14 protein-coding genes, 1 tRNA gene and 1 pseudogene are annotated in these 11,268 nt (G+C 60.3%); 14 read left to right on the top strand and 2 right to left on the bottom strand.

Translation table 11 applies throughout. The features are described 5' to 3' along the window. Positions 1 to 23: 23 nt before the first annotated feature. From ACJWXQ_RS07350 to ACJWXQ_RS07395, 10 genes are all read left to right on the top strand, one after another. Positions 24 to 114 (top strand) — tRNA-Ser (locus ACJWXQ_RS07350). A 569-nt stretch (positions 115 to 683) separates the two neighbouring features. Next, complete coding sequence (locus tag ACJWXQ_RS07355; protein ID WP_406672490.1) at positions 684 to 905, top strand: DUF4160 domain-containing protein; 222 nt, start codon at positions 684 to 686, stop codon at positions 903 to 905. A gap of 5 nt (positions 906 to 910) precedes the next feature. Beyond that, the gene (locus tag ACJWXQ_RS07360) at positions 911 to 1,189 is read left to right on the top strand and encodes a DUF2442 domain-containing protein (protein WP_406672491.1); all 279 of its coding nucleotides are present in this window, start codon (positions 911 to 913) and stop codon (positions 1,187 to 1,189) included. A gap of 36 nt (positions 1,190 to 1,225) precedes the next feature. Then, positions 1,226 to 1,480, top strand: a complete 255-nt coding sequence (locus tag ACJWXQ_RS07365; protein ID WP_406672492.1) for a YdeI/OmpD-associated family protein — start codon at positions 1,226 to 1,228, stop codon at positions 1,478 to 1,480. Between the two features lie 196 nt (positions 1,481 to 1,676). Next, positions 1,677 to 2,360 (top strand): LuxR C-terminal-related transcriptional regulator, encoded by a 684-nt coding sequence (locus ACJWXQ_RS07370; protein ID WP_406672493.1) that lies wholly within the window; start codon positions 1,677 to 1,679, stop codon positions 2,358 to 2,360. Positions 2,361 to 2,499: 139 nt separating this feature from the next. Further along, positions 2,500 to 3,402: an EamA family transporter gene (locus ACJWXQ_RS07375; protein WP_406672494.1), complete on the top strand. Its 903-nt coding sequence runs from the start codon at positions 2,500 to 2,502 to the stop codon at positions 3,400 to 3,402. 239 nt (positions 3,403 to 3,641) lie between these two features. Then, positions 3,642 to 4,064, top strand: a complete 423-nt coding sequence (locus tag ACJWXQ_RS07380; protein WP_406672495.1) for a PadR family transcriptional regulator — start codon at positions 3,642 to 3,644, stop codon at positions 4,062 to 4,064. 115 nt (positions 4,065 to 4,179) lie between these two features. Then, positions 4,180 to 5,355, top strand: coding sequence for an MFS transporter (locus ACJWXQ_RS07385; protein WP_406672496.1), 1,176 nt, complete (start codon positions 4,180 to 4,182; stop codon positions 5,353 to 5,355). Beyond that, positions 5,333 to 6,097 carry an arsenical resistance protein ArsH gene (arsH, locus tag ACJWXQ_RS07390; protein ID WP_406672497.1) on the top strand — a complete coding sequence of 255 codons (765 nt, stop codon included), beginning with the start codon at positions 5,333 to 5,335 and terminating at the stop codon, positions 6,095 to 6,097. Before ACJWXQ_RS07385 ends, arsH begins: the two co-directional genes overlap by 23 nt. Then, entirely contained in the window at positions 6,094 to 6,870 is a 777-nt protein-coding gene (locus ACJWXQ_RS07395) for a phosphodiesterase (RefSeq protein WP_406672498.1), read from the top strand. The genes arsH and ACJWXQ_RS07395 overlap by 4 nt, the downstream gene beginning before the upstream one ends. Before the next feature lie 455 nt (positions 6,871 to 7,325). On the opposite strand, the gene ACJWXQ_RS07400 is transcribed toward ACJWXQ_RS07395, so the two are convergent. Beyond that, positions 7,326 to 7,919, bottom strand: a complete 594-nt coding sequence (locus tag ACJWXQ_RS07400; protein WP_406672499.1) for a TetR family transcriptional regulator — start codon at positions 7,917 to 7,919, stop codon at positions 7,326 to 7,328. A gap of 102 nt (positions 7,920 to 8,021) precedes the next feature. Here ACJWXQ_RS07400 and ACJWXQ_RS07405 point away from each other — a divergent pair, with 102 nt between their 5' ends. From ACJWXQ_RS07405 to ACJWXQ_RS07420, 4 genes and pseudogenes are all read left to right on the top strand, one after another. Further along, entirely contained in the window at positions 8,022 to 8,771 is a 750-nt protein-coding gene (locus tag ACJWXQ_RS07405) for an SDR family oxidoreductase (RefSeq protein ID WP_406672500.1), read from the top strand. Positions 8,772 to 8,965: 194 nt separating this feature from the next. Next, positions 8,966 to 9,180 (top strand): annotated as a pseudogene (locus tag ACJWXQ_RS07410) (DUF899 family protein). Between the two features lie 118 nt (positions 9,181 to 9,298). Continuing rightward, positions 9,299 to 9,799 (top strand): hypothetical protein, encoded by a 501-nt coding sequence (locus ACJWXQ_RS07415; RefSeq protein WP_406672501.1) that lies wholly within the window; start codon positions 9,299 to 9,301, stop codon positions 9,797 to 9,799. Between the two features lie 158 nt (positions 9,800 to 9,957). Beyond that, positions 9,958 to 10,737, top strand: a complete 780-nt coding sequence (locus tag ACJWXQ_RS07420) for an alpha/beta fold hydrolase (protein WP_406672502.1) — start codon at positions 9,958 to 9,960, stop codon at positions 10,735 to 10,737. 359 nt (positions 10,738 to 11,096) lie between these two features. On the opposite strand, the gene ACJWXQ_RS07425 is transcribed toward ACJWXQ_RS07420, so the two are convergent. Beyond that, on the bottom strand, positions 11,097 to 11,255 hold the full coding sequence (locus ACJWXQ_RS07425; protein ID WP_406672503.1) for an amidohydrolase family protein: 159 nt from the start codon (positions 11,253 to 11,255) through the stop codon (positions 11,097 to 11,099). Between the last annotated feature and the right edge of the window lie 13 nt (positions 11,256 to 11,268).

Below are 11,268 nucleotides of genomic sequence, written 5' to 3' on the forward strand. Positions count from 1 at the left end.
AGCGTTTGAGAGTTGCAAGTACCGGAGAGGTGGCCGAGCGGTCGAAGGCGCACGCCTGGAAAGTGTGTATACGGTACTCCCGTATCGAGGGTTCGAATCCCTCCCTCTCCGCCAAATCAATTATGAAATCAGGGATGTGGAGCCCGCTAGAGGCTCCGCTCACCGGAACGTCCAACATCCCCGAAGATCCGGCCTACCGTCCCCCACGACACGGCGCATCGGACCCGCTGCACCTCCCGCCTTCGAAGCATTGGCCTCACCCGTGCCGTCACGGCACACTGTGGCCCTGGCACCGGCTCAATGCGCCGAATTCGAATCGGGGACAGGGATGAACCACGATGCTTCTGCAACTTTCCTTCCAGGCGTGTCAGAACGCCTCCAGGCCCCATCGACACCGACTGCCGAAACATCTGCCGGCCGGTTCGTTCATTGGCGTGGAACCGCTCAGCACGATCACCAGACAAGAATGCGGCGGTCAAACGAATCCGTGGCCTACCAGAGACCGATCGCCCAAGCTTCTGATCGCGTGGGAAACGGCGATAGGCTGCGAGACCTCCCCTGCGGAGTTATGAAGAACGCGTCGTGATTGCAATCACGCGGAACGCCGCTCAGCTTTGCGTTGGGGATAGCAATCGAGGTTGAAGGATGCCTGAAATCAGCCGATTTTTTGAATATTGATCGCAATGTACTACAACGATAATCCGCCGCCGCATTTCCATGCCAAGTACGGTGAGAATGAAACGGTAGTTGCAATTGAAACTGGTGAGATTTTGGCGGGTTGGTTGCCTCCCCGGGCACTCGGCCTTGTGGAAGAATGGAGAGAGCGTCACAAGGCAGAACTTCTGGACGATTGGCGCCTTGCGGAACAGCGAGAGCCCCTTGTCCGAATAGCACCATTGGAGTGAGCGCCATGGTCCCGAGAGTCATAGACGCAGAGCACCGTCGGGAGTACGTAGTTTGGGTGCGATTTGCTGATGGAGCGGAAGGTGAAATCGATCTGGAGTCTGAATTGTGGGGCCGAATGTTTGAGCCTATATCGATCCCCGAGGAGTTCAAGCGCGTGAGCGTGGATTCGGAGCTCGGCACTCTGGTTTGGCCAAACGGTGCAGATTTTGCGCCAGAGTTTCTGTACCAAAAGCTATGCCCTAACTATAAGCTCAAGCCGACGCCGCAAAGCGGCGCGGCTTAGCTTTCGCGTTGTGCGTAATGAATTCGGAGGGATCTGATGCAAGATGATAAGTCTAACCTCAAGAGAGGCCGGCAACCTATGCCCGAGTTCGTGAAGTGTGCGTTGCTTGAGCGGGGAATCATGGCTGCATACGACGAAAGGCCGCCATATCAGAGGAATGATTACTTACTCTGGATCAATAGTGCCAAGAGGCAAGAGACCAAGGAAAAGCGGTTGCGTCAAATGCTTGATGAACTCGAAACCGGGGGTGTCTATATGAACATGAAGCATCCGGCCTCGAAGAAGGAATAGCTGCGCGGCGCTCCCTCGGATTGCGTGCACAACAATGCCATGCAGCCGACATGGGCATCTCGGCGGCGTCAGCCCGGAGGCCTTCGAGCAGGCCTCATTTTGAGGCCGGGACGTGCTCACGATACCGGGGGAAGTCCATGTTCCTGGGTTGTTGGAAGAATAACACACTGGCGCTCGTCGTTCTCCGGTGAGTAAAGTGTTGGATTTGCTTGAGAGAGAAACCGTGCACATGCAAACCACAATCTTCCTGGCAGACGCTAATCGCCTATTCCGGGAAGCTTTACAGGCATTAATGGCGTCTTGGCCCGATCATGCGCTCGTGGGCGAAGCTGCAACCGTGAAGGAGGCCCTGGTTGCACTTGATGCGAAAAGTGTTGACATCGTTCTGCTCAACATTGATCTCCCTGTCGAACCTGGCTTTTCACTGCTGCGATACTTGGCGGACGGTCAGCGCAGTGAGCGCGCGGTCGTGCTCGCACGTGAACTGCATCCTGATTACATACGGGAGGCATTGCGGCTTGGTGCCTGTGGCTACTTGACGCATTTTACCGGTTCTGAGCAGTTGCGGGATGCGTTGTTGGAGGTCCAGAAGGGCAGGACAGTGATAGATCCTGTCGCTTGCGAAGCGCTGGCGAATGATCCGATACGCGATCGCGTCACCGACCGGGAGTGCCAAGTCTTATCGCTAATCGGAGAGGGCGATTGCAATGCGACAATCGCTGATCGGCTCGGGATTACGGAAAAGACAGTGAAGTCGCATGTGAGCAGTCTGTTGGACAAGCTGGGCATGTCCAGCCGGGCCCACTTGGCCGTTTACGCAAAGGGCACCCAACTGCTCGAACCGCCAATGGCTGGAAAGCGCGCTAACCGTACCCGATAGAACTGCCACTGAACTGCCGCCTTGGCATCGGTCTAAAGACCGATGCCAAGGCGGTGAGCAACCCTCACACTCCCTTCCTCGCTATAGCCCGATCAGGGCTAAATCATTGCATTCTCTTGCGATTTTCGAGGAAGTTATCATGTTCTTGTTGCTCGGGTTGTTGACTGCGATCAGTTTCGGAGTCGCCGATTTTCTTGCCGGCCTGGTGGGTCGCAGGATGCACCCGCTAACTTTGGTGCTTTACTCCCAGTCCATAGGTGCCGTGGTCATAACCGGGTGCGCCGTGGCTATTGGAGGAAGGCCAAGCGTAATGGAGCTTGCGTGGGGGAGCGCAGCCGGCGTCGTTCTCGGGCTTGGCTTCATTCTCTACTATCGTGCGTTGGCGAACGGCAGGATGGGCGTTATCGCAGCGGTCACGGGAGTATGGACCGCGGTTGCGCCGTTCGTAGTTGGGTTATGGCTGGGTGAGCGGCCCTCGACCTTGGCCTTGATTGGGATCGCGTTAGTTGTCGTCGCGATTGTCCTGGTCAGCGGCGGCGCCAAGTCTGGAAAGGAGCAGGTGGTCCACACGCATAGCCAACCAACTGGGGGAACTCCCGGCCGTCTGGATCAGCGGGGATTTCTGGCCTGTGATCGCGGCATCCTCCAAGCGACTTTTGCGGGCTTGTGGCTAGGACTATTCTTCGTCTTTCTGGATCAGCCGCAGGATTCCAGCAGCCCGCTGTGGCCGGCGATGGCTGCCACGGTTGCATCGGCAATCGCTGTTGGCGCTCTGGTTCCGGCTCTGAGGCCGAGCCTGAGATCCTCCGCGAAGAGTCTGTGGATGGTGGCCGCTGTCGGTCTGTTCCAAACGCTCGGCACTCTGACTTTCGTAATCGCCGCTCGTGGAGGGATGCTGTCGGTGGTTGCTGTGGCCGGCGCACTGACGCCGGTCCCAACCGCCATCCTTGCCTTCGCGATACTACGGGAACGTGCTACGTGGCTACAGCTGATGGGGATCGTCGCTGCTTTGTTCGGCATTGTGTTGATGATGCAACCTTGATGCGGGGGAATCCTGTGTTTCGCTCTGGAAGTGCCTGCTGACGTTATTAACGGACGCCTCTTGAACCAAGTTAAGGCCGTGGCGAACCAGGCCATGAACATATGCGATCAGAAAGCAATCAGGGTGTAGTTCGCGCGGCTGATGGTTGTCGTTAACTGCCTACTGGGGACCGCATTCAAGTCATGCACCGCAATCCCCTCTCTTGACACCTCGATCATCGAGGTATAGAGTGCGAGAATATGAATGCAGCAACCAAATCGGCCCGGACCGGTGGTCGACAGGCACCGGACTACAGTGATCCCAGCTACTGGCGCGGCATCATCAAGATGTCGCTGTCCAAGTTCTTTGTACTAGGAGTACTTCACCGCAAGCCGATGCACGGCTATGAAGTGGTACAGGCGGTCGAGAAAAGCACCAAGGGCTGCTGCAGCCCTTCCGAGGGAACGGTGTATCCGGTACTGAATGAATTCGAAGCAGGCGGTTACCTTTCTTCCACCGCTCAGGTGGTCCAGGGTCGTTCCCGTAAAGTGTACGAATTGACCGATAAGGGCAGGGATGCGTTTCAAGTGGCGGTCGATGCTTGGTTGGACGCTACCGACTGTATCGTCGCCAGCAAACTGGCTACCGAAAACACTCCGAAGAGAGGAAGACAAGAAGGGTGACCCTTTTTTTGTCCGTATGCATCGATGATCGATGCCTTGATGACGGAGGCTTCTGTGTTCCTGGCATCTTTCCTCCAATTCCCGTCGAACCGACCGCGTCCTGGGGAGAGGACCAATGACTGCGCGTCGACGGGTCAGTCTGGTATTGGGACTGACGCAAACCCTGGCCTGGGGTTCCACCTACTACCTGCCCGCCATTCTGGCGGAGCCCATGGCACGGGATCTCGGCGTTTCGGTCGGCAATGTCTTCGGCGCCTTCTCCCTGGCCCTGATCCTTACCGCCTTTCTTGGGCCCGCGGCTGGCCAGCGTATTGATGGCCGCGGCGGCCGGGGGTTGCTCGCAACATCCAATCTGCTGTTTGCCGCCGGCTTGCTGGCACTCGGCCTGGCCCAAGGCCCGGTCACGCTCTGGCTGGCCTGGGCGATCATCGGTGTCGGCATGGCGGTGGGTCTCTACGAAGCCGCCTTCGCTACCCTGACCGGCTTCTATGGCCGCCAAGCGCGCGGCCCCATTACCGGCATTACCTTGATGGCGGGTTTCGCCAGCACCGTGTGCTGGCCGATCACCGGCTGGCTGGACGCGGAGTTTGGTTGGAGGGCGGCCTGCTTCACATGGAGCGCGGCGCACATGCTGATTGGTCTGCCCCTCAACCTTCTACTACCCAAAGCCACCCAGGTCGAGGTGAGCCACACCGGGCAGCCGCAGACTCCGCAGACACCGCCACGCTTCGCGATGCCCCTGCTGGCGCTGGTATTCGCCATCACCTGGATTCTCAGCACCGCCATGGCGGCGCATCTGCCGCGCCTGCTCCAGGAAACCGGCCTCACCGCTGCGGCTGCTATCGGTCTGGCGGCTCTGGTGGGACCCGCTCAAGTGGCGGCACGGTTGCTGGAGTTTTCCCTGTTGCGACGCTTCCATCCCATGGTCTCCGCCCGGCTGGCCAGCACCGCCCATCCCCTGGGAGCGCTGGCGGTGCTGCTTTCCGGCGCGCCGGCGGCGGCAATGTTTGCACTGCTGCACGGCGCCGGCAACGGCATTCTGACCATTGCCAAAGGTACGTTGCCATTGGCCATCTTCGGCCCCCATGGTTATGGCCGGCGCCAGGGCTGGCTGATGGCACCGGCCCGTTTCGGCCAGGCGTTCGCCCCTTTCCTGTTCACCCTGCTGATCGAACGATTCGGCAGCGGCGCACTCGCTGTTTCCGCCGCGCTCGGGCTCCTGGCCTTCGGCGCGCTCACCCTGCTCCAGCACTTGATGAGGAACGACTATGCCACTGCGAACACTCCCTGACCCCGAAACGCTTCCTGCCCTCGATCACCGTTTCGCCGGCCCGAACCCGGCGGCGGGGCTGGCCGGCGCCTCCGGCCATCCGCCGCGGATACTGCTGCTCTACGGTTCCCTGCGGGAACGCTCCTATTCCCGCCTGGTGGTGGAGGAAGCGGCGCGTCTGCTGCGCTTCATGGGTGCCGAACCGCGCATCTTCGATCCCAGCGACCTGCCGCTGGCGGATCAGGTTGCCGGTGACGACCACCCTACCGTTCACGAGTTGCGGGAGTTGGCCTTGTGGTCCGAAGGGCAGGTCTGGTGCAGCCCCGAGCGGCACGGCCAGATTACCGGGGTAATGAAGACGCAGATTGACCATCTGCCGCTGGAGATGGCCGGCATTCGCCCCACACAAGGCAGGACACTGGCGGTGATGCAAGTCAGCGGCGGTTCGCAATCCTTCAACGCGGTCAACACGCTCCGTCTACTTGGTCGCTGGATGCGCATGTTCACTATCCCAAACCAGTCCAGCGTACCCAAGGCGTTTCAGGAGTTCGACGCCGCCGGTCGTATGCTGCCCTCGCCGCTGTATGAACGGATTGTTGACGTCATGGAAGAACTGGTTCGCTTCACCCTCCTGCTGCGTCCCCACGTTGATGCCCTCACGAACCGCTATTCCGAACGCAAGGCTCTGTCCGGCCCGACCCTGGATAGAAACAGCGATCTGTCGTCGATCGCCATTCGGCCGAGGCAGGGAGCACAAGGATGAGCACGAGCAAGCTTCTTTGGATAACCGACCTTCACCTGGCGGAAACCGGGTATCCACGGGCGCAGAATGCCGAGCCGTTGCGACGACTGAACGCCGTGCTGGATGAGCTACGCGACCAACACGCCGACGCGGATCGCTTGATTCTGACCGGGGATCTGGTGCAGTCCGGTAGTATCGAAGGCTACGAAGTGCTTCGGGATGCGCTGCAAGACTTCCCGGTTCCCTATCGGCTGCTGGTGGGCAACCACGACCATCGCGACAGCCTGCGGAAGATCTTCCCCGATGAGCCCACTGTCGACAGCTTCCTGCAATCGAGAGAAGACCTGCACGGCACACGTCTCATCTATATGGATACACAGGCCGAAAACGGACACCATGGCGAACTCTGCGCCATTCGGTTGGCCTGGCTGGATGCGCAACTGCAAAGCGCGGGGGCGACTCCCGTGTTGATTTTCATGCACCACCCGCCCATGGCCATCGGTGTGCCGCCCCTGGACCGTCTGCGACTGCGAGATCCGGACAATGCGCTTTTCCATTTGCTGCGTGCCCGCAGCGCGCCAACGCAACTGCTTTTCGGTCATCTGCATCGCAATGTCAGCGGACTGTGGGCGGGCCACCCCTTTACCGTGCTGGAAAGCACCCACCTGCCTCTGGTATTCGACATGACCAGCGACCGGCTATCGCGCCACCCGGGACCACCGGGATACGGCATAGTATTGCTGGATAACGAAAGTGTGGTGATCAACACCGTTGAGACGTATAGCGAGCCTTAGATTGACTTCTTCCCGTAATGGATGTCTGAACAGCGACACAGTTCCGATCATGAATACGCAGGCACGAGATCGGAGATCATGTCTATGGTTAGAGGTCGCAGGTACTTGTTCGAACTGCAGGATAAAGCCTGTCAACACCACTGCGGTAATCTGCAGCTAGCCATCGGCTGCTGTCGGGCTGCCTGGAGTTCCGGCTTGAAGCCTGGACTTCAGGCAGCCGCAGAGCAGTGGACACAATGTCGACGATTGGGCTTCCCCTTCGCGTTCTCTACGGCCACGCCAGCCGGCTACGCCGAGGGTTGGGCTGCTTCTCGGGCGGCGCGTGAGTTCGGGCTCGATCTGTTTCGAGCGATGGCAGCATCCGGCCTCGCGAACTTCGGAAAGACACCTGACGTTCAATGACGCCGCTCGAGCGTGGCTATTGGAGTGCTTACACTTTGCCGGGAGCGCTGGGTTCAGTCTTGCTCATTTGCCTCCGCGATTTTCCGAAGCGCAGGGAGCATGACCCGCTCAATGTCATCGGGGCTGGCGTTTGCCAGCACGGAGTCTTCCAGCAGGTAGCGGGCGACGGTCAGGCCGAGGGTGCAGGCGTTGAGCACGGCGGCTCGGAGACCCGCATCGTCGCCACCTATCGTCCGTGCCACCTGTGACTGGGTCTTGCCCATCACCTCGTCGCGCAGGATTCGCCGGGCCGCCGGGTGCGTCAGGCAGCTTCGGAGCAGGGCCACGGCGCTGGCGCGGCGGTCAGGGTCTTCGAAATCGGCAAACACATGCGCCAACGCCATCCGTGGAAGGTCATCGTGCTCGGCCTGGACCAGCGATTCCGTGTCTACCGTGGAGAGTGCCGCGGCGGCGAACAGCCCGTCCTTGCTTCCGAAGTACTGCATCACCAGCGCTGGATCGACACCCGCTTCGCCTGCCACGGCGCGGATGGTCGTGCGCTCAAAGCCGAGCTCGGCGAACAGTCGCCTGGCGGCGTCGAGGATCCTGGCCTCCGTGCGCAGGCGGCGCTCCTTTCGGGACAGAGGTGCGTTGTCGGGTCGGGTCATGCTGTTCACTCTACAAGCGTTGACAGGGTTGTGCAAAGACTCTACGCTTGTTGATCGAATGGGATCCCATGGCCTCAACCACGAACACACGGGAGAAATTGCATGCGCATAGCGATTGCCGGAGCGACCGGCCACATCGGCCGACTCACGGCTGCCAGTCTCGAGAGGGAAGGCCACGACGTGATCCCCATCAGCCGTGCTTTCGGCGTGAACCTGCTCACGGGAGAAGGGGTGGACCGGGCGCTGGCCGGGGTGGAGGCGGTCGTGGACACGACGAATGCGACGACGACGGATCGCGACGAAGCAGTGGCCCACTTTGGCACCACCACACGCACCCTCCTGGCCGCTGAGGAGCGGGCCGGAGTGCGCCATCACGTCCTGCTGTCGATCGCGGGACTTCATCGAGTGGAGGGCAACGCCCACTACGCCGGGAAGCGTGAACAGGAGCGCCTGGTCGAGGCCGGCTCGGTTCCCTGGACCGTCGTTCCCGCCACCCAGTTCCATGACTTCGCCGCGATGGTCACGGACTGGACAGTACGCGACGGCGTTGCGCCAATCGCGCCCTTGCTCGTCCAGCCGATCGCCCCCGTCGACATCGCCGACGTACTAGCCGAGGTAGTGACAAACCAACCGCTGGGGCGCTACCCGGATGTCGCGGGGCCTCAAACGCAGGACCTGGTCGACATGGCACGGCGCACGCACGAGGTGCGAGGCCGTTACGTGCAACTCGTACCGACCTGGTCGGGGCCGTTCGACACGTCGATGGCAGGCGACGTGCTCCTGCCCGGCAAGAATGCACGCGTGATGCCCACGACATTTGACGAGTGGCTGGCGGCTGGAGCCGCGCCGTGACCGCCCGTGTACCAGGTGGCGAGCCCGTGCCGCCAGACCACGGGCAAGGAGAGTCCGATAATGCGTAATTCCATCGCCATTCCCGAGATCGTCTTCGTCGACGATTGGCGCGCAGCCCTCGACGAGCAAATCGCCCGGGAAAAGGCCACACCCGGGAGCGTGATCGAATCAACGCCCAGCGGCGGCGCCTGCCCATGGTCGAGGTCCGTTCGGATTACGGCTTCGAAGGCCCGACGGGAACGGCGAGCCTGCTCGATCTGCTTGAGGGGGTAGCCAGTTGATCGTCTACCACTTCATGTTAGGCCCAGATTGGGAGGCAGGGTGTGATGGATGTTCCTGGGTTGTTGGAGGAATAACACGCTGGCGCTCGTCACTTTCCGGTGAGTTACGTGTGGAACCGGCGCCATGACGAGTATGACGTCTAAGACAGCTGCTGGTGTGGCATTTCCGGAGACTGGCCCGCCACCCGGGGAACACCAGTTGAGCCGAGTGATCCGGGTCGTGGGGCAGGATGGAGATATCCGCACGTGACAACTCCCATCATCATGCTCGTCCTGATAATAACCCCTTGGCTGATTGCCCGGGGCATCTCAGGTGCAATGCGTTCTGACTTTGATGCTCGGAGTGCCGCCGCCATTGGGCTTAGCATCCTGTTCATGTTCACTGGGATTGGGCACTTCGCCCAGACAGAACTCATGGTGCAGATGATCCCTACCTGGGTTCCGGTCCGAGTGTTCCTCGTGTACGTGACCGGAATTCTTGAATTCGTGATCGCGGTCGGATTTCTCATTCCGAAGTGCAGGCGATTCACTGGATGGGCTGCTGCGGCAATTCTGATCCTGTTCTTCCCGGCAAATGTCCATGCCGCAATAAACCACGTCCCAATGGGCGGACACGCATGGGGCCCCGTCTATCTTCTCGTTCGCGCCCCGCTTCAGGCGGTCATCCTGTTCTGGGTGTATTGGTTCACCATTAGACAGCCAGGAACGGCGCTCCAGGCGGACGCGCCGCCTGCGGTGCGCCAATGAGATCGGTCATTCGGCGCGATTGTATTGCGGCGCAGCGGAGGATGTGTGACCGTTATTTCGCAAACGGCGAGGGGGGGGGATGTCCCAGTATCACTGCAGTAGTGAATGTCGACGGAGCATTCCTGCGCTGTGTCTGCGAAGGTTGCGGCTTACCGACAATGGTCATCGGCTCGGCAATCTACTACCCGCGAACATTCTCGTATCGGCTTCGCACCACGCTCCGCCTGATCTTCGTGGACGTCAGGCATTTCGCGGATGGGGATGCTTCTATCGGCCCAGACGAAATCTCTCTGGATACGTACATGCACGACATCGACGAAGTGCATGCTCACCTCGGACACGATCGTGTCGTGCTTGTGGGGCATTCCCATCATGGCAACCTTGCCCTTGAGTATGCGAAGCGGTATCCCGAGCGAGTATCCCATCTCGTTCTGATCGGCGCACCCCCGGTCGATGTGATATCAACCGTGAAGGCTGCGGAGGCGTACTGGGAGGCCCATGCCTCGGAGGCGCGAAAGGCCACGCTTCGCGCAAAGCTGGCACATTTTCGTGCCGAGGGGAGGGGAAGGATGACACCGGAACAGGCATACGTGGCCCAGTATGTCGCCGAAGGACCGCGGTACTGGCACGACCCCACCTACGATGCATCACACCTATGGGAGGGAGTTCCCCTTAACATGGGGGCCATGGCGATCTTCCGGGAATTCTTTGCCGACGGCTATGAGTTATGGTGGGGCCGCGAACAGCTGGCAGCACCCGTGCTCGTAATGGTGGGAGAACATGATTACGCGGTTCCGCCGGTTCTCTGGGACGACGTGCTACGCAGGCAGAAGGATCTCAGGTTTCACCTGTTCAGAAACAGTGGACACACTCCACAGCTGGAGGAGCCGGAGGAGTTTGATCGAGTTCTACTCGATTGGCTCGACAAGTCAAGATGATCCAGACGCGGTCGGACAGACTCTATAACACGCCCAACGGCGAGTCCGCGGCTCCGCTTCGTCGTTATTGAGAACGTGCGAGCATTACGTGATGAGTTTGTCGTTTAAGCCACTAACGCGAGGCACTTGGGATCACTTTGAAGCACTGCTCGGTGCCTATGATTGCTGCAAGGGCTATTGATGCATGGGTAGTCCCCCCGTTTTTAGCTGATGCCAGAAGTGAAACTCATGCGGCGATGGCGTCCGGATACGGGAACTGTGCGGCGCGACGTTCGGGCGAACGTTTGTCATGGGTCCACTGCGCGCCGGCCGCGCACGCGCAAGAAGTCTTGCCGTGCGCGGACCTCCCGCACAGCCCCTCACGCCTCCCAGGTCACCCGCCCGCCGCAAAGGGTGAGCGCGGCGCGGGGCTGGTCCAGTGTGGCGGGCTCCATCGCCTCCAGGTCGTGGGACATGACCGCGACATCGGCCATCATGCCGGGGCGCAGCATGCCCTTGCGCTGCTCGTTGAATTCCAGCCAGGCGTTGTCG

Origin of the sequence: Natronospira sp. (assembly GCF_007134575.1) — a bacterium.
GTDB lineage: Bacteria > Pseudomonadota > Gammaproteobacteria > Natronospirales > Natronospiraceae > Natronospira > Natronospira elongata.

What these genes read in the sequence shown, in the direction of transcription:
- ACJWXQ_RS07395 (WP_406672498.1), top strand. Translation starts at nt 6,094, where the DNA reads ATGAGCACGAGCAAGCTTCTTTGGATAACCGACCTTCACCTGGCGGAA.
- ACJWXQ_RS07380 (WP_406672495.1), top strand. Translation starts at nt 3,642, where the DNA reads ATGAATGCAGCAACCAAATCGGCCCGGACCGGTGGTCGACAGGCACCG.
- ACJWXQ_RS07365 (WP_406672492.1), top strand. Translation starts at nt 1,226, where the DNA reads ATGCAAGATGATAAGTCTAACCTCAAGAGAGGCCGGCAACCTATGCCC.
- arsH (WP_406672497.1), top strand. Translation starts at nt 5,333, where the DNA reads ATGCCACTGCGAACACTCCCTGACCCCGAAACGCTTCCTGCCCTCGAT.
- ACJWXQ_RS07355 (WP_406672490.1), top strand. Translation starts at nt 684, where the DNA reads ATGTACTACAACGATAATCCGCCGCCGCATTTCCATGCCAAGTACGGT.
- ACJWXQ_RS07405 (WP_406672500.1), top strand. Translation starts at nt 8,022, where the DNA reads ATGCGCATAGCGATTGCCGGAGCGACCGGCCACATCGGCCGACTCACG.
- ACJWXQ_RS07360 (WP_406672491.1), top strand. Translation starts at nt 911, where the DNA reads ATGGTCCCGAGAGTCATAGACGCAGAGCACCGTCGGGAGTACGTAGTT.
- ACJWXQ_RS07400 (WP_406672499.1), bottom strand. Translation starts at nt 7,919, where the DNA reads ATGACCCGACCCGACAACGCACCTCTGTCCCGAAAGGAGCGCCGCCTG.
- ACJWXQ_RS07375 (WP_406672494.1), top strand. Translation starts at nt 2,500, where the DNA reads ATGTTCTTGTTGCTCGGGTTGTTGACTGCGATCAGTTTCGGAGTCGCC.
- ACJWXQ_RS07385 (WP_406672496.1), top strand. Translation starts at nt 4,180, where the DNA reads ATGACTGCGCGTCGACGGGTCAGTCTGGTATTGGGACTGACGCAAACC.
- ACJWXQ_RS07420 (WP_406672502.1), top strand. Translation starts at nt 9,958, where the DNA reads ATGGTCATCGGCTCGGCAATCTACTACCCGCGAACATTCTCGTATCGG.